Here is a 24,923-nt window from a genome sequence, read left to right on the forward strand (position 1 = left end):
AAAAGTGGCATCCCGGGCGACCCATCAGGGTTGCCCGGGATGCCGGTGTGTCGCGAAGAGCCGTGACGGCCGTGACAGTCGTGACTGCTGTGACGGCCGTGCCTGCTGTGGTTACTCCGGATCGCCCGTCGACACCGTCAGCGTGTACGACTGGCCTTCCTTGTCGACCTTCTCGCCGGGGCCGGGGTTCTGCTCCAGGACCGTGTCCTGGCCGTACACCGCCTCGTCCTTGTTGACGATCGTGTACTTGCCGCCCGAGGCCTGGATGCACTCCTTCACCGAGCGCAGGTTCTTGTAGCGGAAGTCCGGCGCCGTGTACTTGTTGGCGTCGTTGAAGTACTTCGTCGGCTCCTTGCACTTGGCCGGGTCGATGGTCCGCGAGAGGTCGGGACCCTTGTGACCGGTCGGCTTGGAGGCGGAGGCGGAGGCGGACGTCGAGCTCCCCGGCTGGGCGGTGTTGTCCTTGTCCTTGTCGCCGCCCATGTTGAACACCGCGATCAGGCCGCCGATGGCGAGCATCGCCACCACGATCGCGCCCACGACCACGGGCGTGTTCTTCTTCCCCGCGCCACCGCCCGAACCGGCGGACGTCTGCGGGCTCTGCGGGGAGATCGTGTACGGCGGCGGGGTCTGCGGCGCGTACTGCTGCTGCTGGGGCGGGTACGCGTACCCGCCCTGCTGCTGGCCCGGCGCGGGCGTCGGCGCGTACGGGGACGGCGCCGGGGTGTGCGGGGCCGGAGCCTGGTACGGCTGCTGCATCGACTGCGGCGACGGTGCCTGGAAACCGGAGTCCACCGGCGGGAACACGGCCGAGCCGACGCCCGCCCCGCTGCCGCCCGTGTAGGCGCCGGGGACGATCACCGGGGCACCGGCCTGACCGGCGCTCATCACCCGCGCGACCTCGTCCCGCATGGCAGCCGCCGTGGGGAAACGCTCGTTCGGGTTCTTCTTCAGGGCCCGCGCCACCAGCGCGTCCATCGCCGGGGTCACCGCGCGGTTGATGGAGGACGGCGCGACCGGCTCCTCCTGTACGTGCGCGTACGCGATGGCCAGAGCCGAGTCGGCGTCGAAGGGGATCCGCCCGGTCAGCAGCTGGAACAGCATGATGCCGACCGAGTAGAGGTCGGACCGCGCGTCCACCCCGCGGCCCAGCGCCTGCTCGGGGGAGAGGTACTGGGGGGTGCCGACGACCATGCCGGTCTGCGTCATCGAGGTGACCCCCGACTGCATGGCCCGCGCGATGCCGAAGTCCATCACCTTGACCACGCCGCGCTTGGTCATCATGACGTTGCCCGGCTTGATGTCGCGGTGGACCAGGCCCATCTCGTGGCTGGTCTCCAGCGCGGCCAGCACGTCGGCCGTCACCTTCAGCGCCTTGTCGGCCGGCATCGCCCCGTACTGCGCGATGTCCGACTGGAGCACGGAGCCGAGCGGCTGCCCCTCGACGTACTCCATGACGATGTACGGCATGAGCGAGCCGTCGAACTCGTCCTCACCCGTGTCGAACACCGAGACGATGTTGGTGTGCGACAGTTTCGCAACAGCCTGGGCCTCACGGCGGAACCGCTCGCGGAAGGACTGCTCACGGCCCAGTTCGGTGTGCAGGGTCTTGATCGCCACCTGGCGGTCGAGCGCCGTGTCGTACGCGAGGTAGACCGCGGCCATGCCGCCCTCGCCGAGCAAATCCCGTAGCTGGTAACGGCCGCGGGCCAGGGAACCGCCTGCGTACCGGCCCTGTGTGCCGTCCTGGCTCATGACTCTTGCTTCCCCTCGCCATGCTTGTGTCGCGCCCAGTCTGCCGGAGGGCAAGCACACGTCAAGCCAGGTGCCCGTTCCGTGACCACAAGCCCACGGGAGCTCTCGTCCGAACGGCGACCGGTTCCGAGGCTGTAGCGTTCACCGGAAGCACCCGAAGAGGACCTACCGCTGAGCGGCGGCCGAGAGATACGACGGCGAGGACTGATGGCACCCGAACCCGAGGGAAACGGCGCCGGGATGGCCGAGGGTCCTGAGCACTGGGGCGCAGGCGGCCTGGTGGGAGACGGACGCTACCGGCTGACCCACCGCCTGGGCCGCGGCGGTATGGCCGAGGTGTTCGCCGCCGAGGACGTACGGCTGGGCCGGACCGTCGCGGTGAAGCTGCTGCGTCCGGACCTCGCCGAGGACCCGGTCTCCAAGGCCAGGTTCACGCGTGAGGCGCAGTCCGTCGCCGGGCTCAACCACCACGCCGTGGTCGCCGTGTACGACTCGGGCGAGGACCGGGTCGGCCCCAGCACCGTTCCGTACATCGTCATGGAACTGGTCGAGGGCCGCACCATCCGCGACCTGCTGATCAGCGCCGAGGCCCCCGGGCCCGACCAGGCGCTGATCATCGTCTCCGGTGTGCTCGAAGCGCTCGCGTACTCGCACCAGCACGGCATCGTGCACCGTGACATCAAGCCCGCCAACGTCATCATCACGGACGCCGGCGCGGTCAAGGTGATGGACTTCGGCATCGCCCGCGCGCTGCACGGCGCGCAGTCGACGATGACCCAGACCGGCATGGTCATGGGCACTCCGCAGTACCTGTCGCCGGAGCAGGCCCTCGGCAAGGCCGTGGACCACCGCTCGGACCTGTACGCGACCGGCTGTCTTCTCTACGAACTCCTCGCCCTGCGGCCCCCCTTCACCGGTGAGACGCCGCTGTCGGTGGTCTACCAGCACGTCCAGGACGCGCCGGTCCCGCCCTCGCAGCTGCCCGAGGGCCACTCCATCCCGCAGGAGCTCGACGGGCTCGTCATGCGCTCCCTCGCCAAGGACCCGGACGACCGGTTCCAGAGCGCCGAGGAGATGCGCGGGCTGGTCCAGTACGCCCTGCAGATGCTGCACGACCAGGGGCCGAACACCGGTACCTGGAACACCGGCCCGGTCACCATGGCCCTGCCGCACGGACGCGGTCCCGCGCAGACCACCGCGATGCCGATGAGCTCCTCGGGCGGTCAGCCGCAGTACCCCTCGAACGCGTCGACCTCGCAGTTCCAGCAGCCGATGGTGCCGCCGCTGAACCCGGACGACGGCTCGGCCTTCCCCGGCGGCGGTCACGGGGGCCACGGCGGCCAGGGCGGCGGTTACGACGGCTACGACGGTTACGACGACCGCTCCGGCGGCAGCAGCCGCTGGAAGCTGTGGCTGTTCGCGGTGCTCGCCGTGGTCGCGGTCGCGGCGGGCGTGGCGTACGCCGTGAACAGCGTCGGGTCCAGGAACGACGGCGATACCCCGCCGGCCAACACCAGCTCCTCCAGCGGCCAGCCGAGCACCCCGGGCACGCCGAGCAGCCCGGACACCTCGCCGTCGCGGCACGCCCCGGAGACCTCGCGCTCGTACGACGACACCCCGTCGACGACGCCGACCCGCAGCCGCTACACGCCGAGTTACACCCCGTCGACTCCGACGACGCCGTCCACGACGAAGTCCTCGCAGTCGCCGAGCAAGTCGACCTCGCCGTCGACGACTCCGAAGACGACGCCACCGGGCGGGGGCGGCGGGGAGAGCCCGCGCTCGCAGAACGACAACGACTAGGCATACGGGTGAATACGGGAACGGCCCGGCGGATCGAATTCCGCCGGGCCGTTCCCGTATGACGAGTACGACGAGTGCGTCGACTACGACTCAGAGCGCGTGCTGGTACTGCCGGTCGAGATTCCCCGCGAGCGTGTGCACGGTGACGAACTGGGGCTCGATTCGCATGTAGACGGGATCGAAGACCGAGCCGTCCACGAAATGCGGACCCGGACCGAAAAGCTCCAGCTCAGCGGTGGTGGGCTCGACGATCTCGGCCGTTCCGGTGAACTGGACCGACCACAGTCGGGGGTCCTGGGAATTGAAGTTGTCGGCGCCGTAGGCGACCACACTGCCGTTACAGGCCTGGTGGTAGCCGAAGCCGGCGTGCATTCTCAGGACGACCTTGCCGTTCACCACGATGTGGCGGGCGAGGGCGAGGAAGGGCAGCGCGCGCATGCTGGTGGCGACTCGGCCGTACGGCACGCGGCGCAGCAGTTCGATGGCGTGGAGTTCCTCTGGGGACATGCGGTCCACTCTGCGGTACCGACACGGTGCCGGAAAAGAGGAGCCCGCCCCGATGATCGGGGACGTTGGTCCCGAATTAAACAGCGTGCCCCGTGGAATCAGAGGGCCACGGGGCGTGACGCCGTGCGATCCGCGCCTAGGGGGTCAGCGCCGAGGGGGTCAGCGCTTCTCCGCCTGGAGGCGGGCCACGTAGGCCGCGGCCTGCGAGCGGCGCTCCATGCCCAGCTTGGAGAGCAGGCTGGAGACGTAGTTCTTGATCGTCTTCTCCGCCAGGTGCAGCCGCTCCCCGATGACGCGGTTCGTCAGGCCCTCCCCGATCAGGTCGAGGATCTTCCGCTCCTGCTCGGTGAGGTTGGAGAGGCGGTCGTCGCCCTTGCCGTTCTTGCCGTCGCGCAGCCGCTCCAGCACCCGGGCGGTGGCGACGGGGTCGAGCAGTGACTTGCCGGCCGCGACGTCCCGTACCGCGTTGAGCAGCTCATTGCCGCGGATCGCCTTGAGCACGTACCCGGAGGCGCCGGCCATGATCGCGTCGAACAGCGCCTCGTCGTCGGCGAACGACGTCAACATGAGGCACTTGATGTCCTCGTTCTGGGAGCGCACTTCGCGGCAGACCTCGACTCCGCTGCCGTCCGGCAGGCGGACGTCGAGAACCGCCACGTCGGGGCGGGTGGCGGGGATTCGGACCAGTGCGTCGGCGGCCGTACCGGCCTCGCCGACGATCTCGATGTCCTCCTCGACCGACAGCAGCTCATAGACGCCCCGGCGTACCACTTCGTGGTCGTCCAGGAGGAATACTTTGATTTTTCCGTTTTCGCGCACGGTGTCAGTTTCACACACTCACCCCTTCCCTGCCGCTGTTACCCGGGATAACGTGCCGTTGTTCCGGCCCCCTGCAAGGCTGTGACCAGTGGTTGTTCCCGCTTCCGCGGATTTACTTGGAAATCCAAGCAAAATCGCAGGTCAAACGGGGTTTCGCAGTTATGCGACGCACTGGGTAACGTGCATTGCGCAGGGCACTCGCCGGGGCACCTGTCACGCCTGAATCCCGTACGCGACGCGCACCCACCCCGTGCGCGGGTACGGATGCAGGTGAGCCGCACTGGACCCCGGAGAACCCGGGTGCCGGACCGACGGAGGAGCACACGTGACCGTGGAGAGCACTGCCGCGCGCAAGCCGCGACGCAGCAGCGGCACCAAGCGGGCAGCGGGCGCCGCGAGCGCCCGCAAGACCCCCGCTGCCACCGCGCAGATGCATGACGCCGAGCCTCAGCTCGTACAGCTGCTGACGCCCGAGGGGGAAAGGATCGGGGTCGACACCCACCCCGACGACGCCGACGTCGCCGAGTTCGCCCCCTTCGTCGCCGACATCACCACCGAGGACCTGCGCGGGCTGTACCGCGACATGGTCCTGACCCGTCGTTTCGACGGGGAGGCGACCGCCCTGCAGCGCCAGGGCGAGCTGGGCCTGTGGGCCTCGCTGCTCGGGCAGGAGGCGGCCCAGATCGGCTCCGGCCGGGCCCTGCGGGACGACGACTACGTCTTCCCGACCTACCGCGAGCACGGCGTGGCCTGGTGCCGCGGGGTCGACCCGACCAACCTGCTCGGCATGTTCCGCGGTGTGAACCACGGCGGGTGGGACCCCACCACCAACAACTTCCACCTGTACACGATCGTCATCGGCTCGCAGACGCTGCACGCGACCGGCTACGCGATGGGCGTGGCCAAGGACGGCGCCGACTCGGCCGTCATCGCCTACTTCGGCGACGGCGCGTCCAGCCAGGGCGACGTCGCGGAGGCCTTCACCTTCTCGGCCGTCTACAACTCCCCCGTGGTGTTCTTCTGCCAGAACAACCAGTGGGCGATCTCCGAGCCGACCGAGCGCCAGATGCGCGTGCCGCTCTACCAGCGCGCGCAGGGCTTCGGCTTCCCGGGCATCCGGGTGGACGGCAACGACGTACTGGCCTGCCTCGCGGTCACCCGCTGGGCGCTGGAGCGTGCCCGCCGGGGCGAGGGGCCGACCCTGGTCGAGGCCTTCACGTACCGCATGGGCGCGCACACCACCTCCGACGACCCGACGAAGTACCGGCGGGACGAGGAGCGCGCGGCCTGGGAGGACCGGGACCCGATCCTGCGCCTGAAGGCCCACCTGCTGGCCACCGGAGGCGCCGACGAGGCGTTCTTCGAGGAGCTGGAGGCGGAGAGCGAGAAGCTCGGCAAGCACGTCCGCGAGGTCGTGCGGGCCATGCCCGACCCGGACACGATGGCGATCTTCGAGAACATCTACGCGGACGGTCACGCGCTGGTCGACGAGGAGCGCGCGCAGTTCGCGGCCTACCTCGCTTCGTTCGAGGGTGGGGAGTGAGCGCCATGTCCATCGAGAAGATGTCCATTGCGAAGGCACTGAACGAGTCGCTGCGCAAGGCGCTGGAGCAGGACCCGAAGGTCCTGATCATGGGTGAGGACGTCGGCAAGCTGGGTGGTGTCTTCCGCATCACCGACGGCCTGCAGAAGGACTTCGGCGAGGAGCGGGTCATCGACACCCCGCTCGCCGAGTCCGGCATCGTCGGCACGGCGATCGGCCTGGCCCTGCGCGGCTACCGCCCGGTCGTCGAGATCCAGTTCGACGGCTTCGTCTTCCCGGCGTACGACCAGATCGTCACGCAGCTCGCGAAGATGCACGCGCGTGCCCTGGGCAAGATCAAGCTTCCCGTCGTCGTACGCATCCCGTACGCGGGCGGCATCGGCGCGGTCGAGCACCACTCGGAGTCACCCGAGGCGCTGTTCGCGCACGTGCCGGGTCTGAAGGTGGTCTCCCCGAGCAACGCCTCGGACGCGTACTGGATGCTCCAGCAGGCGATCCTCAGCGACGACCCGGTGATCTTCTTCGAGCCGAAGCGGCGCTACTGGGACAAGGCCGAGGTCGACGTCGAGGCGATCCCCGACGCGCTGCACGCCTCCCGCGTGGCGCGCACGGGTACGGACGTCACCCTGGCCGCGTACGGGCCGATGGTGAAGGTCTGCCTGGAGGCTGCGGCCGCGGCGGCCGAGGAGGGCAAGTCGGTGGAGGTCGTGGACCTGCGCTCGATGTCTCCGATCGACTTCGACGGGCTGCAGGCGTCGGTGCAGAAGACCCGCCGGCTCGTCGTCGTCCACGAGGCCCCGGTGTTCCTCGGTGTGGGTTCGGAGATCGCCGCTCGCATCACGGAGCGGTGCTTCTACCACCTGGAGGCCCCGGTCCTGCGGGTGGGCGGTTTCCACGCCCCGTACCCGCCGGCCCGTCTGGAGGACGAGTACCTGCCGGGTCTGGACAGGGTGCTCGACGCCGTCGACCGCTCGCTGGCGTACTGAGGAGAGCCCTGTGACGATCCGCGAATTCAAGATGCCCGATGTGGGCGAGGGCCTGACCGAGGCCGAGATCCTCAAGTGGTACGTCCAGCCCGGTGACACCGTCACCGACGGGCAGGTCGTGTGCGAGGTCGAGACGGCGAAGGCGGCGGTGGAACTGCCGATCCCCTTCGACGGCACCGTCCACGCGCTCCTCTTCGAGGAGGGCACCACGGTCGACGTCGGCCAGGTGATCATCTCGGTGCAGACGGGCACGGGCGAGGAGCCCGCCGAGGCCGCCCCGGTCCAGGAGGCGGCCCCGGCCGCCGCCGCGACCGCGGCCCCCGCCGCGGCGCAGGAGCCGGCCGCCGAGGGGCGCCAGCCCGTCCTGGTCGGCTACGGCGTCTCCACCGCCTCCACGAAGCGCCGCCCGCGCAAGGGCGCGCCGGCGGCCGCCGCCGCGCAGAACGGCACGGCCGCCCCGGTGGCCCCGGCGCTGCCCGCGGTCCCCGCGCAGCCGAACGGCACCGGGCGCCCCCTGGCGAAGCCCCCGGTCCGCAAGCTCGCCAAGGACCTCGGCATCGACCTGGCCGCCGTGGTTCCGACCGGCGACGGCGGGGTCGTGACCCGCGAGGACGTCCACGCGGCGGCCGCGGCGGCGATCGCCCCGCAGGCCGCGGCGCCCGCACCGGCCGCTGCCGCGGTCCCGGTGGTGGCGCAGGCCCAGGCCGCCGCGGCCGCGCCCGCGGAGGCTTCGGCCAGGGAGACCCGTATCCCCGTCAAGGGGGTCCGCAAGGTCACCGCGCAGGCCATGGTCGGCTCGGCCTTCACCGCGCCGCACGTCACCGAGTTCGTCACCTTCGACGTGACGCGCACGATGAAGCTGGTCCAGGAGCTCAAGGACGACCCGGACCTCGCCGGTCTGCGGATCAACCCGCTGCTCCTGATCGCCAAGGCCGTCCTCGTGGCCATCCGCCGCAACCCGGACGTCAACGCGTCCTGGGACGAGGCGGCCCAGGAGATCGTGCTCAAGCACTACGTCAACCTGGGCATCGCGGCGGCCACCCCGCGCGGGCTGATCGTCCCGAACATCAAGGACGCCCACGCCAAGACGCTCGGTGAGCTGTCGGCGTCGCTGTCCGAGCTGGTCGCCACGGCCCGCGAGGGCAAGACCTCGCCGGCCGACATGCAGCATGGCACCATCACCATCACCAACGTCGGTGTCTTCGGCGTCGACACCGGTACGCCCATCCTGAACCCCGGAGAGTCCGCGATCCTCGCGGTCGGCGCCATCAAGCTCCAGCCGTGGGTCCACAAGGGCAAGGTCAAGGCGCGCCACGTCACCACGCTGGCGCTGTCCTTCGACCACCGGCTGATCGACGGCGAGCTCGGCTCGCGCTTCCTCGCCGACGTCGCGGCGGTCCTGGAGCACCCGCGCCGCCTGATCACCTGGTCGTGACGAGCAGCGACGCACCGACCGACGGCCGGTCCCCGCAACCCGGGGGCCGGCCGTCGGCCGTCGGTCGTCGGTCGTCACTCGTCGGTTTTCGGTTGTCGATGCCGCGGACCTGCGGCCCCGGCGCCGAACTCCGCTGAAAACCCTGGCTGGAAGTGGTCGTATCGTGTGAGCATCTCCGGATGCTCATCCGCTCTGCGACCGCAGACCCCACCGATCTCGACCGCGCCGCCGCCTACGAGGCGGACGGCCCCGTCGAAGCCCTCTCCGCCGACCGGATCCGCGAGGAACTGGCCGAGAACCGCTTCCGCCCCGAGTGGACCTGGTTCGCCGAGGACGAGGACGGCCGGATCCTCGCCCGTGCCCTGTGGTGGGGCCGCACCGACGGCGAGCGGCCCCGCGCGCTGGACTGCCTCCAGGTGCACTCCTCCGTCGCCGACCCCGCCGCGCTGGCGGCCGAGCTGCTCGCCGCCGGGCACTCCGCCCTGGGGGTCCACCCGGAGTACAACCTCTCCCTGCCGAGCGACTGGCGCGAGCGCCCGGAGCTGGCCGAGGCCGTGGCCTGGCGCCAGGAAGCGGCCCGCAAGACCGGCCTGACCAGCGAGATCGAGCGGCTGCGCTTCGAGTGGACCCCGGCCGCGGGGACCGCAGAGCCCACCGGCCGACTGGTCTTCCGGGAGGGTACGGACGAGGAGTTCCTCGACGCGTTCACCCGTCTCGCGGCCGGCAGCCTCGACCTCCACACCCAGAACGAGCTCCGCACCCGCGATGCCGAACAACTGGCCCGCGAAGACGTCGAGTTCTATCTCGACTGCCCCGGCGAGCGCTCCTGGTGGCGGCTCGCCGAGCTGCCCGACGGCACCCTGGCCGGCATGGCCATCCCCTCCGCGACCCCGTACCACCGCAACGTCGGCTACCTCGGCATCGTCCCCGAGCAGCGCGGCCGCGGCCTGATCGACGAGGTCCTCGCCGAGATCACCCGCTTCCACGCCTCCGAGGGCGCGCAGCGCATCACCGCCACCACCGACACCGTCAACGTCCCGATGGCCGCCGCCTTCACCCGGGCCGGCTACGAGGTCACGGAGATCCGCCTCGTCCTGGAGCAGCCGTCGGAGGCCTGACGCGGTAGCCTCCCGCCCGGAGAAGCGGATGAGGGGGGCGCGGGGTTGTCCATCGCCGAGTTGCAGGTGTACTCCGTCGAGGAGGCGGACGTCACCGGCGGGGTGTGCGTGGTCCGCTGCATCGGCGGGGTGGCGCGGACCGGACAGGTGTACGCCGTGGGGGAGCTCCGGCTCGGGCTGCGCCGGATCGAGCGGTACGGGCGCCCCGTCGGCTTCTTCGACGCCGGCCACGTGGCGAAGGTCCACCTCAGCGGTGCCGTGGTCGCGCTGCTCAGCCGCGGGCAGGTGCTGACCTCGGTGCCGCCGGACGCGCATGCGCTGGAGGAGCTGGAGGCCTGGCTGGCCACCGGCCCCCCGCTGCTGGACGAGCCGCACCCCGGCCCGCTGCGGAGCCTGGCGGTGGGCCGCATGCAGGACGACTGCCTGCCCGACGGGGTGCGGCTGCGGTGGGGGCGGGTGGCGCTGGCGGCGATCGGCCGGGCGGGCCGGCCCGAGGCGGAGTGCGGGGCCGAACGGGCCGCCGTACGTGGCTACTTGATCGAGCACTTCGGCCCCGACGGCTCCGGCCCGGACCGGGACCCGGCCGCGCTGTGCCGGGACGTGCTGGTCCAGATCGGCATCACCCCGGAGGAGGCGCTCGCGCAGGCCCGCACCTGGCGCGAGCTGCCGCGCCCGGGGATCCTGCGGCTGCGCCGCATCAAGAACCTGATCCCGTGGATGGCCCTGGCCCGTCCGCACCTCCCGGACGGCACCCCCTTGGCGACGACGGTCGACGCCTGGTCGCGGGTCCGCCCCCAACTGCCGTAGCCGGTACGCCGGGACCCCGGCAGGCTGAAGCCCGGTTCAGGAACATTCATCCTCGTTCGTGCCGGATCCCGAGCGCACGCCGCCCTTCACTCCGCCGCCGAAGCGGGCCCGGTCGGACACGGAGGGCCTGATCGCGGACCGAACCCGTGGCCCCGGCTATCCGGCCTGGGCGGCGTTGCCGAGGACCTTGGACGGGGTGACGCGCACGACGACGCGTACCTGCTCCGCCGGGGCCTCGGCGTATTCCTTGCCGCCGCCGGGGCCCATGTACTCCTCCGCTATGCGCACGGCGACGGCCCGGCCGGCGTCCTCGGTGATGGTGGCGGTGCCGCGGATCTCGGCGTAGAGGAAGGGATTGGCCAGGTCGAAGACGGTCAGGCCGACCCGCTCGTCCCGGGCGATGTTGCGCTCCTTGCGGCGGCCCCGCTCGGTGGAGATCAGGATGTCCTCGCCGTCCCGGGTCACCCAGACCACCGAACTCTGGGGGCTGCCATCGGGGTTGAGGGTCGCCAGCACCGCGGGGTGCGGGGCGTCGAGCAGCTTGCGTACCGTGTCGTTCAGAGCAACAGTCATGCGTCAGAGGCTAGTTCGCCCGTACTCCGGGTGCCGAGACGGGCGCGGCCGGGCGCCGGGACTTCGCGAAGTCGGGCGCGGCTGCGTCAGGTCCAGGGGATGTTGCGCCAGGGGCTGGCCGGGTCGGTGGTCAGGGTGAGGTGGGTGGCCAGCGAGGTGTCGTACCACTCCCCGAACTCCTCCTCGTCGAAGTGCAGGCAGCGTCCCAGCAGGTACCCGGCGGAGAACTCCTCCCACGAGCGGTACGTGCCGCGGGCCGCCTCGCCCGCCCGGACCACCGCGCGTTCGGCGTCTTCGAGGGTGCCGTAGCGGGTGCCGAGGCCCCAGCGGGCCATCTGCGAGGCCCGGCCGTGGTCCCAGCCCTCGACGGAGCGGACCCAGGAGCCCTCGGCGAGCAGTCCGTCGGCCCGGAAGCGCTGCTCGTAGCGGGCGATGCGGCCGATCAGCCGCTGGACTCCGGCGATCTCGCCCTCGACCTCGGCGGAGGGGCGCGGCCGGGCGACGGTGACCCCGTCGGGGGTGAGCTGCGGTTCGGCCGCGCGCTGGGCGCTGAGGCGCAGGCTGGCCTCGGCGGCGTGCCGCCAGTGCTCGGTGTCGACGGGCCCGGCGAAGTCGGAGGCGAGGACGCGGCGCACCCTCAGGGTGAACTCCCAGACGGGGCTGACGATGTCGGCGTCCAGCATGCGCTGGAGCACGCCGAGCCAGTCCTCGGTGCTGGTGATGCCCCACATCTTGCGCAGGCGTTCGCGCTCGCGGTTGTAGCCGCTGCCGTGGTAGGCGAGGGCGTTCCAGAACTCCCCGTTCCGGACGGCGAGATGGGCTCCTACGGCGAGGCCGTGCGCGACCGGTCCGTGCAGCGGGCCGCCGGTGTGCAGGGCGTGCACGGCGCCGGAGGCCAGGCCCCAGGAGTCGGCGGCGTCCCAGTGGGCACGCCAGCGGGCGCGGTCGGCGGGGGTGGTGGTGAGGTAGGCCTCGGCGGGGGAGCCGGGGTTCACGGCGAGGTACGCGGGGTCGCGGTCGTCCCAGGCGTTGGCGAACCAGGCGAGGCTCTGGCGGACGTAGACCGTTTGGGGGTCGGGTACCGGGAGCATCCCGCGGGTGTAGACGGCGATGCTCCGGCCGTCGGGCATGGGGTGGAAGAGGGCCGACTTCGGATCGGCGTCCGCGTGGGCGCGGGACTGGGGCATGAAGAGCTCGGCGCGCGCGAGGGCGTCGAGGTACGCGGGCCAGTCGCCGCGTGCCTTGGTCTCGTACAGCTCCCGCTCAATGCGACTCGGCGCTATCCAGCCATGCATGGCAGCAGCCTAACGGGGGACTTTCCGGGGGAGCTCGGCACATACCGTCTTGCCGACGACCCGGTCGGTGGAGCCCCAGCGCTTCGAGAGGGCGTCCACGATGTGCAGGCCGCGCCCGAACTGGTCGTCGTCGGCGGCCGCTCGCGGTTCGGGCCGGCGCTCGCCTTTCGGATCGGTGACCTCGATGCGGAGCACTGCTCCGGTGCGCTGGACCTCGACCCGCAGGTACCGGTCCCACAGCGACCCGTGCAGCAGTGCGTTGGTCGTCAGCTCGCTGGTCAGCAGCGCCGCGTCCGCCGCGAGGTCGGGCTGCCCCCAGGCCACGGCCAGCCACGCGGCCCGCCGCCGGGCGGTCGGCACCGAGTCCTGCCGGGGCGGGTAGTTCCGTACGTCTCGTCGCTCCATGGCCGTGCACCTCCGGTACGGGCGGTGGCATGCCGGTGCCGCGTCGTGGGCAGCCCGGTGCGCTTCCGCCAACTGTCGCTGTGCGGTGAGCAGTTCGTTACCGACCGTAGGGTGCCGCTCGCTACTGGGGCAAGCGGTACGGGGAATATATTCCCCGTACGGATTACGGCGGTGTCGACGCTGCCCCGCGGGGGCGAGAGACTGGCCCGGTGAACCGTGGAACGCGTGAGGGCCAGGGCAACCGGACGTCGACGGTGCTGGGGCGCCGACTGGGCGGGGAACTGCACAAGTTGCGGACCGCAGCGGGCAAGACCCAGCTCCAGGCGGCCCAGGAGATCAGTGCTACCGCGACGAAGATCGTGAAAATGGAGAGCGGCTGGGTCCCGATGCGGGACCCGGACATCCGTGTGCTGTGCGAGTTCTATGGCGTGACGGACCGGCAGTTCGTCACCGGACTGCTGCACCTCGCCCGGTTGGACCGGGAGCGACGCAAGGCCAACGGCTGGTGGCAGCACTCCCTGGACGCCGGTGCCATGGCCGAGTACATCGCCATGGAGGACATCGCGTCGCGCGTCCGCACCTGGCAGCTGTCCCTCGTACCCGGACTGCTCCAGACCGCTGACTATGCACGCGCCTTGGCGGTGAGCGACGAATTCTGGCAGGACCCGGACGACATCGAGCGTGTGGTGGCGGTACGAATGAAGCGGCAGCAGCGCCTGTGGAGTGAGGCGCCGCTCCAGGTGCACGCGGTCGTCTGGGAGGGCGCGTTGCGCCAGGAGATCGGAGGGCCAGCGGTCATGCGCGCCCAGTTGGAGCATCTCCTGGAGCTGGCAGAGCTGCCCAACGTCCATGTGCAGGTGCTGCCGTTCCGTGCCGGCGGGCATCCGTGCATCGTCGGGCCTTTCAGCCTGATCTCCTTCGCGGAGGTGGAGGCAATGGATGTCGCACACATGGACGTCATCGGATCTACTGTGTGGGTAGAGAGCCGGCAGGAAAGTGCCGTCTACAGCAGGTACTTCGACCGCACGTCCAGGCTGAGCCTGGCCCCTCGTGACTCGGTGGACCTGATCGACAGCATCGGTAAAGGATTCCAGGCGTGACACGGTTCGACTTCGTGAAGTCCAGTTACAGCGCCTCCAGCGGTGAATGCGTCGAGGTGGCCACCAACGTGGCCGGGACCGTCGCTGTCCGGGACAGCAAGCGCACCGGTGGGCCGGTGGTGACGGTCGCCGCCGCCGCGTGGGTGGCGTTCGCCGAATCCGCGCGGGGGGCGGGTCCCGTTCAGTAAGGTGTCGGCCCCCGGAAGCGTACGGAGGCGGACATGCGGGACGGTTCGGTCGCGGTGGTCGGCGGGAGCATCGCCGGGTGTGCGTTCGCCGCGGCGGCGGCGCGGGCCGGCGCCCGCGAGGTGGTGGTGCTGGAGCGCACCCGCGGGCACCTCGCGGACCGGGGCGTCGGGCTGTGCGTCCACGACGACCGAGCCGGCGAGCTGCGCGCGGGCGGGGCGCTGCCCGAGGGGATCGCCGCGCACCGGCTGGAGCGCCGCCGCTGGGTGGTCCGGGACCCCGGCTCGGCGGGCGGGCGGGTGATCTGGGAGCAGCCGTTCCCCTTCCACTCGTACCACTGGGGCCTGCTCTGGCGCGGGCTGCGCGACGCGGTTCCCGACGCGGTGGTCTACCGGCAGGGCGAGACGGTCACGGGCGTGGCGCAGGCCGGCGACGGCGGGGCCGAGGTGCGGCTCGCGGGCGGCGGCGTCGAGCGGTACGACCTGGTCGTCGGCGCGGACGGTTACCGCTCCGCCGTGCGCGCGGCGGTGTGCCCGGAGTCCCGGCCGCACTACGCCGGGTACGTGTGCTGGCGCGGCAACCTCGACGCGGCGCGGCTCGCGGAACTCGGCGACGCCGCCGACCCGGTGCCCGACCCGGTGCCCGACGCGGTGACCACCGTCTGCTTCCCCGGCGGAACCTGCGTCATCTACCGCATCCCCGGCCCCGACGGGCCCCGGCTGAACTGGGTGCTCTACGCCCCGCCCCCGCAGGACGGCGGGCTGCGCTTCGACGACCCGACGAGCTTCCCGCCCGGCGGGCTGACTCCGGAACTGTCCGAGCACCTCGGCGCGTTGCTGGAACGGGAGTTCCCGCCGTACTGGGGCCGGGCGCTCGCGCTCACCGAACCGCGGGACACCTTCGTCCAGCCCATCTACGACCTGGAGACCGCGCGCACCACCGCCGGTCGCCTCCTGCTCGCGGGGGACGCGGCCAGCGTCGTACGCCCGCACAACACGAGCGGCGCCGCCAAGGCCCTCCAGGACGCCACCGCCTTCGCCGACGGCTGGCGCCGGGCCGGCTCCTTCGAGGAGCTGCTGCGCGGCTACGAGGGGGCCCGCGGCCCCGCGGGCCGGGAGCTGGTGGCGCTGGCGCGCCGGCTCGGGCACGCCCAGGTGGAGCGGACCCCGGCCTGGGCGGACATGGGCCGCGCCGAGGCGGAGGCGTGGTGGCAGGGGCAGCTCGCCGGGGCCCCGGGCATCGGCGGGCAGGCCATGTCCCCGTAGGTCCTGACGGGCCATCACTTAGGGGTGACCGTGTCCGCGCAGGTCAGGGGCGTAGGTACGCCAGTTGCACGGCGTGTCAACCGGGCCGGAACCGTGCTTCCGGTTGCGGGAGGTGACGGGGTGTCCGTGAGTGGTGCGGGGACACGTCCCATGTCCCCGCCCGCTCACGGACAGGAGAGATCCGTTGCTCCGCTTCACCCGCTACACCGTCCCCGCCGCCCTCTGCGTGACCCTGCTGGCCGCGTCCCCCGGCCTCGCGCAGTCCGCCCACGCCCCCGGGAAGCCGCCGGTCGCGGCCGCCGGGCAGGCCATCCCCGGTACCGAGGCCCTGCTGGCGCAGGTGCAGTCGCTCGGCGCGGTCGGCGGGCTGCTCAAGCCCGTCACGGACCTGCTCGCGGCGGTGCTCAAGTCGCCCGACGGGAAGATCCCGGAGGCGGACCTGGCCGCCCTCAAGGAGAAGATCGACGCGGCGCTCGCCGAGCTGAAGAAGAGCCTGCCCGCAGCCCCGGCCCTGCCCGTGCCGGTACCGCCGGTGGAGTTGCCCGTCGACCCGCCGAAGCTGCCGGTGGACCCGCCGAAGCTGCCCGTGGATGCACCGAAGCTGCCGGTGGATGCACCGAAGCTGCCGGTGGATGCGCCCAAGCTTCCGGTGGATGCGCCGAAGCTTCCGGTGGATGCGCCGAAGCTGCCCGTCGATGCGCCGAAGCTGCCGGTGGATGCGCCGAAGCTGCCCGTCGATGCGCCGAAGCTGCCGGTGGATGCGCCGAAGCTTCCGGTGGATGCCCCCAAGCTGCCGATCGCCGTCGCCGGGGCGCAGGCCGCCGCCGGTCCCCTGGACCTGGTCACCGGTGCGATCGACAAGCTCAAGGAGTCCGTCGACGGCCTCACGAAGGCCGCCGGCCCCTGCGGCTGCTCGACCGACGCCAAGGCCAAGGCCACGGACGTCGTGACCAACCTGGTCGCCGCCATCGTGGCCCTCCTGACCGGCCTCGGCCTGCCCGGCCTGCCCACGCTCCCCGTCCCGGCCCCCGCCCTGCCCGTGCAGTAGCCCGGCAGGGGACGCGCGGTGGCCCGGCGGTCGTGCGACCGGCGTGCCACCGCGCGACCGCGCCCACCCCCTTGACGGGTCCCGGCGGCGGGGAGACGCTCCCGTCCCGCATCCGAGCGGGTACAGCTGGGGGGCCGGTATGCCGGAGGAGTCTGTCCAGACGGTGGGGGAGCTGCGGGCGCGGCTCATGGAGCAGGGGGCGCGGTGGTCCGTGAGCGAACACCTCGCCGACGAGGAGCCCGTACCGCGGCCCTCGCTGGGCCTGGAGCCCGGGGCGAACCTGACGCCCGCGCAGGACGTGGGGGCCGTGGATCTGCGGGGGATCATCGGCCACGCGAGCGGGAACCCGAACCTCACCCGGCGCAGGGCGGCGCACGGCCTGCTGGCGGAATCGGCGGAATCGGCGGAAGCGGTGCAGGTGCCGGTCGTGGGGGCGCGGCCGGCCGCCGTGGACTGGCGCAGCCGCTGGGGGTGGCCGTGGATCACCAAGGTGAAGGACCAGAACCCGTGCGGCTCCTGCTGGGCCTTCGGGGCGGCCGGGCTGGTGGAGTCCATGGCCCGCATCGAGCACGACGTATGGGCGGAGCGCTCCGAGGGCGACGTGCACGACGGCCTGCGGTTCACCTGCGGGCAGGGCAGCAACCCCGAGACCGCGCTCGACTGGATCAGGACCAACGGCGGTCTCGCCGACCCGGACTGCTGGCCGTACTCGACCCCGCCCGCCGGGCTGCCCGCCGACCGCCGCGACGCCTGGCGCGCCGAGTACATGCCGAGCTGGGACCGCTCCGGCCGCACCGTCCGGATCACCGACTACGTGCGCCTGGGCGACGTGGAGCAGCAGAAGGTGTGGCTGGACACGGTCGGCCCGCTGACCGCCTGCTTCGACGTGTACGACGACTTCTTCGGGCTGGGCTCCGGCGTCTACCACCGCACCAGCGACCGGCTCGCGGGCGGCCACTGCGTGCTGATCGTCGGCTACGACGACGCGGCCGGGTGCTGGCTGTTCAAGAACTCCTGGGGGACCGGCTACCACGTCGGGGGCTACGGCCGGATCGCCTACGGCGAGGTGAAGATCGACTACTGGGCCAAGTGCGGCCTGCGCGGTACGAACATCGACCCCTGGACCAAGCGCCGCCTGCACACCGGCAACGTCTACGAGAGCGGCAACGGCCGCGCCCACCGCAACTTCGAGCTGCTCGCCACCACCGGAGGGGCCCGCCTCCAGCACTGGTGGCGCGAGGGCGACGCCCCCTTCGGTTGGTCGCGCGCGGGGACCTTCGCCAACGACTCCTCCGGCCAGCCGGCCTTCACCGGGACCACCTACAACCGGAACATGGAGTCCCTGCACGTCACCACCGGCGGGCGGCTGCGCCACTGGTACTACGAGCAGTCCGGCGGCGCCTGGCGCGACGGCGGGGCCTTCGGCCCGGGCGACGCGGCGGTCGGCTCGACCCCGGCCTTCATCCAGAGCGACTACGGCAAGCCGGGCAACTTCGAGGTGGTCGTCCGGACCGCCGACGGCCGCCTCAACCACTGGTGGCGGATCAACGGCGCCCCCTGGACCTGGAACGACGGCGGCCGCTTCGGCTCCGGCATCGCCCACTACGGCCCGGCCCTCGTCCAGACGCGCGGCCGCCACCTCGACCTGGTCGCCACCCGTACGGACGGCCGGATGCAGCTGTGGTGGCGCGACGACCCGAACGGCTTCGCCTGGCGCGCCGGGGAGGTGTTCGGCAGCGGGGTCACCTCCGCGCCCTGCCTGATCGAGGGGCAGTACGGGGCCGCCGACGAGGACATCGCCGGGAACTACGAGCTGTGCGTGGCCGTCGGGGGCGGGCGCGTCGAGCACTGGTGGCGGGGGAACGCGGGCGGCGGTTCCTGGAGCCGCAGCGCGGTCTTCGGGCACGACGTGCTCGCGGTCACCGGGATGCTTCAGGGCAGCTTCGGGTTCAACCTGGAAGTCGTCGTCCTGCGCACCGACCGCCTGCTCCAGCACTACTGGCGGGACGGCGCGGGCTGGCACGAGGGGTCGGTGATCGGCCCCGCCTGAGCCGAGGGGAGCACGGTGGAGGTGCGAAAGGTCGTACTCGCGCCCGGTGAGTCGTACGAGTTGCGGCTCACCGGGCGCGGGGCGCGCGGATACGTGTGGACCTGGCAGGTGACCGGGGACGAGGACGCCGTCTCGGTGGCGCAGACCCCCGGCGGGGAGCTGCCCGGGGAGCCGGCGGGCGGCCTCCTGCCGGGGGCCGCGGTGGAGCGGGTGTACGTCGTACGGGCCCGCGGCGCGGGCGGGCGGGCCCGGATCCGCTTCGCGCAGGTCCGGCCGCCCTACCCGGACGAGGCCGCGTACGACGAGTTCGTGCTCGACGTTCAGGTGGACGTCGAGCGGGACTAGGTCCGGATGCCGGACAGTGGCGAGGCATGTACCCCTGTTGTATCTATCCTGTGTGCATGCCATCAGCCGCCGTGACCGCCACCGCCAGCACTGCCGCCCCGACCGCCGCGGAGCGCGTCTACCAGCACGTCAAGAACGGGGTGCTCGACCGCCGCTACGAGGGCGGCACCCTGCTGACGGAGGGCGAGCTCGCCGAGGCCGTCGGGGTCTCCCGTACGCCGGTGCGCGAGGCGCTGCTGCGGCTGGAGACCGAGGGGTTGCTGAAGCTGTACCCGAAGAAGGGCGCGCTGGTGCTGCCGGTCTCCGCGCAGGAGATCGCCGACGTGATCGAGACCCGGCTGCTGGTGGAGGAGTTCACCGTGCGCAGGGCCGTGCCGGCGCCGCCCGGACTGCTGGACCGGCTCGCGGAACTGGTCGACGAGCAGCGGCGGCACGCGGCGGAGGGCGACCTCGCCGCGATGATGGCCGCAGACCGGGGCTTCCACGCCGAGATCGTCCGCAGCGCCGGGAACCAGATCCTCAGCCGGCTCTACGACCAACTCCGCGACCGGCAGCTGCGGATGGGCGTGGCCCTGCTGCACGCGCACCCGGAGCGGGTGGAGCGGACGCTGGCCGAGCACGCGGAGATCCTGGACGCGCTGCGGGCGGGCGACGCGGAGACGGCCGCGGCGGCGGTACGGGCGCACGTGGGCCGGGTCGAGGCGCTGGTGCGGGGGTCGGGCCGATGAGCTCGCAGAGTCCGGTGGGCCCGGCGGGCCCGGCTGCCCTCCCGAAGGACCCCCCGGGAGGCCGCCGGGCGGTGGCGATCTGGTCGATCGGCGTCGCCGTCTACTTCGTCGCGGTGATCTTCCGGACCAGCCTGGGCGTCGCCGGGCTGGACGCGGCCGACCGCTTCCACGTCAACGCCTCGGCGCTGTCCGCCTTCTCGCTGCTCCAGCTCCTGGTGTACGCGGGCATGCAGATACCGGTGGGCCTGATGGTGGACCGGCTCGGCACGAAGAAGGTGCTGACGCTGGGGGCCGTCCTGTTCACCGCGGGCCAGATCGGCTTCGCGCTGTCCCCCTCGTACGGGATGGCCCTGGCCGCCCGCGCCCTGCTGGGCTGCGGGGACGCGATGACCTTCATCTCGGTGCTGCGGCTCGGCACGCGGTGGTTCCCGGCCCGGCGCGGACCGCTGATGGCCCAGCTGGCCGGGCTGGTGGGGATGGCCGGCAACCTGGTCTCCACGCTGGTGCTGGCGCCCGTCCTGCACGGGGTCGGCTGGGTGCCGGCCTTCGCGGGCAGCGCGGTGGCGGGGCTGGTGGTGCTCGTACCGCTGGTGCTGTTCCTGCGGGACCACCCGGAGGGGCACGCGGCGCCGCCGGTGGCGCGGGGGGCGGGCGGCGGGTTCGTACGCCGCCAGATCGCCGACTCGTGGAAGGAGCCGGGCACCCGGCTCGGGCTGTGGGTGCACTTCACGACGCAGTTCCCGGCGATGGTGTTCCTGCTGCTGTGGGGCATGCCGTTCCTGGTGGAGGCGCAGGGGCTGTCGCGGACCACCGCGGGCGGGCTGCTGACGCTGGTGGTCGCCTCGAACATGGCCCTGGGCCTGGTCTACGGCCAGATCGTCGGCCGCCGCCAGTCGGCCCGGATCCCGCTGGCCCTGGGCACGGTCGGGCTCACCGCGCTGCTGTGGGCCTCGGTGGTGCTGTACCCGGGCGACCGGGCGCCGATGTGGCTGCTGGTGACGCTGTGCCTGGTGCTGGGGACGTGCGGGCCGGCGTCGATGATCGGCTTCGACTTCGCGCGGCCCGCGAATCCGGCGGAGCGTCAGGGGACGGCCTCCGGAATCACCAACATGGGCGGTTTCATCGCCTCGATGACGACGCTCCTGGTGGTGGGCATCCTGCTGGACGCCACCGACGACGACTACCGCATCGCCTTCTCGTCGGTCTTCGTCCTGGAGCTGCTGGGCATCACCCAGATCCTCCGGCTCCGCGGCCGGGCCCTGGCCCGCGAGCGGGAGCGCCGGGCCCCCGTCCCGGTGCAGGCCGCGGCGGAGGCCGGAGCGCCGCGGAGCGGCAGTTCCAGCCCCGCCGGCGTGTGAGGCGCGGGTCCCGGGGCTGAGCCCGGGGCCCCGGCGGAGCCGGGCCCGACCGCGCTACGGAGTGACGGCGAAGTGGGCCAGGATGGCCGCTGCCAGGGCTTCGTCGCCCTCGACCTTGACCCGGTCGGCCACCGCGTGCGGCCGTACCCGCCCGGCCGCGAGGCGCACGTACGTCTCCCAGTCCAGCGTCAGCGTCACCGCCGGGCCGAGCGAGGGCGCCTTGTCCACGGTGCCCCGCCCGTCCGCGTCCACCCGTACCGTCCGCATGAACTCCAGCGGGCCGTGCACGTCGACCACGACCGCCGAGTTCGCCGGCGCGCCCGCGAGCTTCGCGACCACCTTCGGCAGCCCGGCGAGCAGGATGTCCCGCGCCACGTACGCACCCGGCGAGTCCCAGTTGCCCGGCACGCCCAGCGCCGCCCGCAGGTCCTGCTCGTGGATCCACACGTCGAACGCCCGCAGCCGCAGCGCCATCTCCAGCGTCACCTGGTCGCCCAGCGGCCCCCGCACCAGGGTGGCCGGATCCCGCTTCTCGTTGCGCAGCTGCCGCGAGCGGCGGATGACCGTGTACTCCAGCTCGGAGGTCATCTCCGGGGCGGTGTGGTGCCGGCGTACGTCAACCTGCACCTCCATGTACCGGGTGAACTCGTCCACCACGTGCCGCAGGTCCCGGGCGACGGTGTGGATCGGCCGGGGGTCCCCGAGCTGCTCGCATTCGATGCCGATGATGTGGGACACCACGTCGCGCACGGACCAGCCGGGGCACGGGGTCGCCCGGTTCCACTCGCCCTCCGTGAGGGGGAGGACCAGCTCGGATATCGCCTCGATGGAGTGCGTCCACGCGTCGGCATAGGGCTGGAGGCTGGGATGCGGATGGACGGTCAACGGGACCCCTCGCGTGCTGTTCGGTGGCGCGTTCTGGAAGCTTGTGGACTGGCTTCAAAACTACGCTGCCGGTGAGCACCCCGGCAGTGCTTTCGTGTGACGATCGTAGGCCCGAGTTGACGGCTTGAATGCCAGGACGGTGGTACTGTGCGCGCCTCGCTGATCCAAATCGCGGTGAATGAGGGCGAGTCGGTGGGTTCCCGCCGCTCCCGCGTCGCCGATCTCGTACGGGAGCAGGACGGCTCCGACCTCGTCGTCCTGCCCGAGCTGTGGACCGTGGGGGCCTTCGCCTACGAGCAGTTCGAGACCGAGGCCGAGCCGCTGGACGGCCCGACCTTCGAGGCCGTGTCCAAGGCGGCGCGCGACGCGGGGGTCTGGCTGCACGCCGGCTCGATCGTGGAGCGCGCGGGCGACGGTTCGCTCTACAACACCGCGCTCGTCCTCTCCCCGACGGGCGAACTCGCGGCCACCTACCGCAAGATCCACCGCTTCGGCTTCGACCAGGGCGAGGCGGTGCTCATGTCCGCCGGGGACTCCCTCACCACCGTGGCCCTGCCGGAGCAGACGCTCGGCATCGCCACCTGCTACGACCTGCGCTTCCCCGAGCTGTTCCGCGGCCTGGTCGACGCCGGGGCCACCACGATGGTCGTGTCCGCGGGCTGGCCGGCCCGCCGCCGGGCCCACTGGACCCTGCTGAACCGGGCCCGCGCGGTCGAGGACCAGTCGTACGTCCTGGCCTGCGCGACGGCCGGCACCCACGCGGGCGTCGAACAGTCCGGGCACAGCCTGGTGGTGGACCCGTGGGGCGAGGTGCTGGCGGAGGCGGGCCCGGGGGAGGAGGTGCTCACGGTGGACCTGGACCCGGCGAAGGTGGCCGAGACCCGCGAGCAGTTCCCGGCGCTGAAGGACCGCCGGCTCGGGCGGCTCGGGCACTAGAGGTCTTCCTCGCGCTCCTTTTCGGCCATTCTGATCACGCACACGGCCACGGCGATCAGCAGCGCCGCGTCCGCGTCCTCCCGGACCACGTCCACGGCGTACGTCTCGCGGACGCGGTACCACTGGCGGGAGGCGAGCGCGAGCAGCGCGCCGTCGTACTCGACCTTGAACTCCCGGTCCAGGATCCGGCCGCTGATGTCGAGCTCGGTGCCTTCGACCAGGGTCACGAGGTAGTGGTTGCGCAGCAGCGAGAACCGCTTGCGGCGGATCACCGCGAGGCGCCGGCCGTCCCGCTCCAGGGTCATCGCGTCGCGGAAGCCGAGCAGCTTCTCCCGCAGCGTGATCAGGATCCGGCCGTCGGGGTCCTTCAGCTCCAGGGTGTCCCGGAACCGCAGCGCCTTCCCGTCCACGAGGAAGGCGTGCCGGCCGTCCTCGTCCTCGATCCAGTAGTCGTCCCCGACGGCCAGCAGTTTGTCCCGAACCAGGTATTTCATGCCGTGATCGCTGCCCGCGATAGGTTGCCGTCATGCCTCTGCTCTACGTGACCGACCTGGCGTACCCGGCGCGCGGCCGCCGCTACTGCGACGAGGACATATTCCTCACCTCGCGGCTGCGGACGCACTTCGACCTGGCCCTGTGCCATCCGCTGGACGCCCGCGCCCTGATGCCCGGCTTCGACGCGGTCGTGGTCCGCAACAGCGGGCCGGTCCTGCACTACCAGGAGGCGTACGACGCCTTCCGCGCGGCCGCGCTCGCCGCCGGGACCCGCGTGTACAACCCGCTCACGGGCCGCGGTGACATGGCGGGCAAGCAGTACCTCCTCGACCTGACGGAGGCCGGCTACCCCGTGATCCCGACGATCGACGACCCGGCGCGGCTGGGGCTGCTGCCGGACGTCCCCTCGTACGCGGTGAAGCCCAAGCAGGGCGCGGACTCCATCGGCCTGACCTTCACCGCGACCCCGTCGGCGGCGCCGGGCGAGATGCTGATCCAGCCGCGCATCGACTTCGCGTACGAGGTGTCCTTCTACTTCGTGGACGACGCCTTCCAGTACGCCCTGTACGCCCCGGACCCCGCGCGCCGCTGGGAGCTGACCCCGTACGAGCCCTCGGCGGCCGACCTGGCCTTCGCCCGGGCCTTCGTCGACTGGAACACCCTCGACCACGGCATCCAGCGCGTGGACGCCTGCCGGGCGCCGTCGGGCGAGCTGCTGCTGGTCGAGCTGGAGGACCTGAACCCGTACCTCTCCCTGGACCTGCTGCCGGAGGCGGTGCAGGACCGTTTCGTCGCGGCCCTCACGGAATCCCTCCACAGCTTCCTTGCCGCCTGACCCCCCGATGTCAGAGGGGGATGCCAGGCTCTGGGCATGGACAAGCAGACGTTCTGGAAGCTGATCGAGACGGCCCGCGCGGAGGCGGCGGAGGAGGATGTGGCGGCGCGCGCGGCGCAGTTGCTCGCGGGGCGGCCGGAGGCCGAGATAGCCGCGGCCCAGCAGGTGCTGTGGGACCTGCTGGCCGAGTCCTACCGCGCCCCGCTCTGGGCCGCGGCCTACGTGATCAACGGCGGCTGCTCGGACGACGGCTTCGACTACTTCCGCGGCTGGCTCCTGACCCAGGGCGAGGAGGCGTTCGCCGCGGCCCTCGCCGACCCGGACTCCCTCGCCGACCACCCCGCGGTCCGCGAGGCGGCCGAGGAGGGCCTGGAGCTGTGGGACGAGGAGGCCCTCTCGATCGCCTGGACGGCCCACGAGTCCGCCACGGGCCGCGAACTCCCGTCGGGCTCCTTCACGATCACGTACCCGGACCTGGACCCGTCCTGGTCCTTCGACTTCGACGACTCCGAGGAGACCTCGACCCGACTCCCCCGCCTGAGCACCCTCTTCGGCTAGACCCATCCTCCGCACGTAGCGGTATCGGTTGAATGCGCTGCGCAGGCCGTGACGGCGGGCGGGGTGGCGGTGTTGTCCGGGTGTGTTG

25 protein-coding genes are annotated in these 24,923 nt (G+C 72.0%); 17 read left to right on the forward strand and 8 right to left on the reverse strand.

What is annotated here, in order from left to right; genetic code table 11:
• Window positions 1–111: 111 nt before the first annotated feature.
• Window positions 112–1,755: a protein kinase gene (locus AB0M99_RS19590; protein ID WP_365921990.1), complete on the reverse strand. Its 1,644-nt coding sequence runs from the start codon at window positions 1,753–1,755 to the stop codon at window positions 112–114.
• 207 nt (window positions 1,756–1,962) lie between these two features.
• Here AB0M99_RS19590 and AB0M99_RS19595 point away from each other — a divergent pair, with 207 nt between their 5' ends.
• The gene (locus AB0M99_RS19595) at window positions 1,963–3,558 is read left to right on the forward strand and encodes a protein kinase (protein WP_365921992.1); all 1,596 of its coding nucleotides are present in this window, start codon (window positions 1,963–1,965) and stop codon (window positions 3,556–3,558) included.
• Window positions 3,559–3,648: 90 nt separating this feature from the next.
• Here AB0M99_RS19595 and AB0M99_RS19600 read toward each other — a convergent pair whose 3' ends face one another.
• Complete coding sequence (locus AB0M99_RS19600; RefSeq protein WP_365921994.1) at window positions 3,649–4,065, reverse strand: pyridoxamine 5'-phosphate oxidase family protein; 417 nt, start codon at window positions 4,063–4,065, stop codon at window positions 3,649–3,651.
• 159 nt (window positions 4,066–4,224) lie between these two features.
• Window positions 4,225–4,884 (reverse strand): response regulator transcription factor, encoded by a 660-nt coding sequence (locus AB0M99_RS19605; RefSeq protein WP_365921996.1) that lies wholly within the window; start codon window positions 4,882–4,884, stop codon window positions 4,225–4,227.
• Window positions 4,885–5,209: 325 nt separating this feature from the next.
• Between AB0M99_RS19605 and pdhA the strand changes: the two genes are divergently transcribed.
• From pdhA to AB0M99_RS19630, 5 genes are all read left to right on the forward strand, one after another.
• The gene (pdhA, locus tag AB0M99_RS19610) at window positions 5,210–6,427 is read left to right on the forward strand and encodes a pyruvate dehydrogenase (acetyl-transferring) E1 component subunit alpha (protein WP_365921998.1); all 1,218 of its coding nucleotides are present in this window, start codon (window positions 5,210–5,212) and stop codon (window positions 6,425–6,427) included.
• Window positions 6,428–6,432: 5 nt separating this feature from the next.
• Entirely contained in the window at window positions 6,433–7,413 is a 981-nt protein-coding gene (locus AB0M99_RS19615) for an alpha-ketoacid dehydrogenase subunit beta (protein ID WP_365922000.1), read from the forward strand.
• Window positions 7,414–7,444: 31 nt separating this feature from the next.
• Entirely contained in the window at window positions 7,445–8,848 is a 1,404-nt protein-coding gene (locus AB0M99_RS19620) for a dihydrolipoamide acetyltransferase family protein (protein ID WP_365922050.1), read from the forward strand.
• A 179-nt stretch (window positions 8,849–9,027) separates the two neighbouring features.
• Window positions 9,028–9,966 (forward strand): GNAT family protein, encoded by a 939-nt coding sequence (locus tag AB0M99_RS19625; RefSeq protein WP_365922002.1) that lies wholly within the window; start codon window positions 9,028–9,030, stop codon window positions 9,964–9,966.
• A 45-nt stretch (window positions 9,967–10,011) separates the two neighbouring features.
• The gene (locus AB0M99_RS19630) at window positions 10,012–10,773 is read left to right on the forward strand and encodes a hypothetical protein (protein WP_365922004.1); all 762 of its coding nucleotides are present in this window, start codon (window positions 10,012–10,014) and stop codon (window positions 10,771–10,773) included.
• Window positions 10,774–10,929: 156 nt separating this feature from the next.
• Here the strand turns inward: AB0M99_RS19630 and AB0M99_RS19635 are convergent, their stop codons facing one another.
• The 3 genes from AB0M99_RS19635 to AB0M99_RS19645 all read right to left on the reverse strand — a co-directional run bounded on the left by AB0M99_RS19635 (window position 10,930) and on the right by AB0M99_RS19645 (window position 13,046).
• Window positions 10,930–11,346, reverse strand: coding sequence for a PPOX class F420-dependent oxidoreductase (locus AB0M99_RS19635; protein WP_365922005.1), 417 nt, complete (start codon window positions 11,344–11,346; stop codon window positions 10,930–10,932).
• A gap of 86 nt (window positions 11,347–11,432) precedes the next feature.
• Entirely contained in the window at window positions 11,433–12,641 is a 1,209-nt protein-coding gene (locus AB0M99_RS19640; RefSeq protein ID WP_365922007.1) for a DUF1266 domain-containing protein, read from the reverse strand.
• Between the two features lie 9 nt (window positions 12,642–12,650).
• Complete coding sequence (locus tag AB0M99_RS19645) at window positions 12,651–13,046, reverse strand: ATP-binding protein (RefSeq protein ID WP_365922008.1); 396 nt, start codon at window positions 13,044–13,046, stop codon at window positions 12,651–12,653.
• Window positions 13,047–13,255: 209 nt separating this feature from the next.
• On the opposite strand from AB0M99_RS19645, the gene AB0M99_RS19650 reads away from it, so the two are divergent.
• The 8 genes from AB0M99_RS19650 (at window position 13,256) to AB0M99_RS19685 (ending at window position 21,126) form a co-directional block, all read left to right on the forward strand.
• Window positions 13,256–14,146, forward strand: coding sequence for a helix-turn-helix transcriptional regulator (locus tag AB0M99_RS19650; RefSeq protein ID WP_365922010.1), 891 nt, complete (start codon window positions 13,256–13,258; stop codon window positions 14,144–14,146).
• Window positions 14,143–14,334: a DUF397 domain-containing protein gene (locus AB0M99_RS19655; RefSeq protein ID WP_365922012.1), complete on the forward strand. Its 192-nt coding sequence runs from the start codon at window positions 14,143–14,145 to the stop codon at window positions 14,332–14,334. Before AB0M99_RS19650 ends, AB0M99_RS19655 begins: the two co-directional genes overlap by 4 nt.
• A 33-nt stretch (window positions 14,335–14,367) precedes the next feature.
• Window positions 14,368–15,597, forward strand: a complete 1,230-nt coding sequence (locus AB0M99_RS19660) for an FAD-dependent monooxygenase (protein WP_365922014.1) — start codon at window positions 14,368–14,370, stop codon at window positions 15,595–15,597.
• 184 nt (window positions 15,598–15,781) lie between these two features.
• Entirely contained in the window at window positions 15,782–16,645 is an 864-nt protein-coding gene (locus tag AB0M99_RS19665) for a hypothetical protein (protein ID WP_365922015.1), read from the forward strand.
• Window positions 16,646–16,784: 139 nt separating this feature from the next.
• Window positions 16,785–18,695, forward strand: a complete 1,911-nt coding sequence (locus AB0M99_RS19670) for a C1 family peptidase (RefSeq protein WP_365922017.1) — start codon at window positions 16,785–16,787, stop codon at window positions 18,693–18,695.
• A gap of 15 nt (window positions 18,696–18,710) precedes the next feature.
• Window positions 18,711–19,040: a protease inhibitor I42 family protein gene (locus AB0M99_RS19675; protein WP_365922019.1), complete on the forward strand. Its 330-nt coding sequence runs from the start codon at window positions 18,711–18,713 to the stop codon at window positions 19,038–19,040.
• A 56-nt stretch (window positions 19,041–19,096) separates the two neighbouring features.
• Window positions 19,097–19,768 (forward strand): GntR family transcriptional regulator, encoded by a 672-nt coding sequence (locus AB0M99_RS19680; RefSeq protein ID WP_365922021.1) that lies wholly within the window; start codon window positions 19,097–19,099, stop codon window positions 19,766–19,768.
• On the forward strand, window positions 19,765–21,126 hold the full coding sequence (locus AB0M99_RS19685; RefSeq protein ID WP_365922023.1) for an MFS transporter: 1,362 nt from the start codon (window positions 19,765–19,767) through the stop codon (window positions 21,124–21,126). The genes AB0M99_RS19680 and AB0M99_RS19685 overlap by 4 nt, the downstream gene beginning before the upstream one ends.
• Window positions 21,127–21,180: 54 nt before the next feature.
• Here AB0M99_RS19685 and AB0M99_RS19690 read toward each other — a convergent pair whose 3' ends face one another.
• Window positions 21,181–22,011 (reverse strand): maleylpyruvate isomerase family mycothiol-dependent enzyme, encoded by an 831-nt coding sequence (locus AB0M99_RS19690; protein WP_365922025.1) that lies wholly within the window; start codon window positions 22,009–22,011, stop codon window positions 21,181–21,183.
• Between the two features lie 147 nt (window positions 22,012–22,158).
• Here AB0M99_RS19690 and AB0M99_RS19695 point away from each other — a divergent pair, with 147 nt between their 5' ends.
• On the forward strand, window positions 22,159–22,947 hold the full coding sequence (locus AB0M99_RS19695) for a carbon-nitrogen family hydrolase (protein ID WP_365922027.1): 789 nt from the start codon (window positions 22,159–22,161) through the stop codon (window positions 22,945–22,947).
• On the opposite strand, the gene AB0M99_RS19700 is transcribed toward AB0M99_RS19695, so the two are convergent.
• Window positions 22,944–23,441 (reverse strand): LURP-one-related family protein, encoded by a 498-nt coding sequence (locus tag AB0M99_RS19700; protein WP_365922029.1) that lies wholly within the window; start codon window positions 23,439–23,441, stop codon window positions 22,944–22,946. The genes AB0M99_RS19695 and AB0M99_RS19700 overlap by 4 nt on opposite strands.
• A gap of 32 nt (window positions 23,442–23,473) precedes the next feature.
• Between AB0M99_RS19700 and AB0M99_RS19705 the strand changes: the two genes are divergently transcribed.
• Window positions 23,474–24,277, forward strand: coding sequence for a hypothetical protein (locus tag AB0M99_RS19705; protein WP_365922031.1), 804 nt, complete (start codon window positions 23,474–23,476; stop codon window positions 24,275–24,277).
• A 36-nt stretch (window positions 24,278–24,313) separates the two neighbouring features.
• Window positions 24,314–24,835, forward strand: coding sequence for a DUF4240 domain-containing protein (locus tag AB0M99_RS19710; protein WP_365922033.1), 522 nt, complete (start codon window positions 24,314–24,316; stop codon window positions 24,833–24,835).
• Window positions 24,836–24,923: the final 88 nt, after the last annotated feature.

The sequence above is a fragment of the Streptomyces sp. NPDC051183 genome (assembly GCF_040682455.1).
GTDB lineage: Bacteria > Actinomycetota > Actinomycetes > Streptomycetales > Streptomycetaceae > Streptomyces.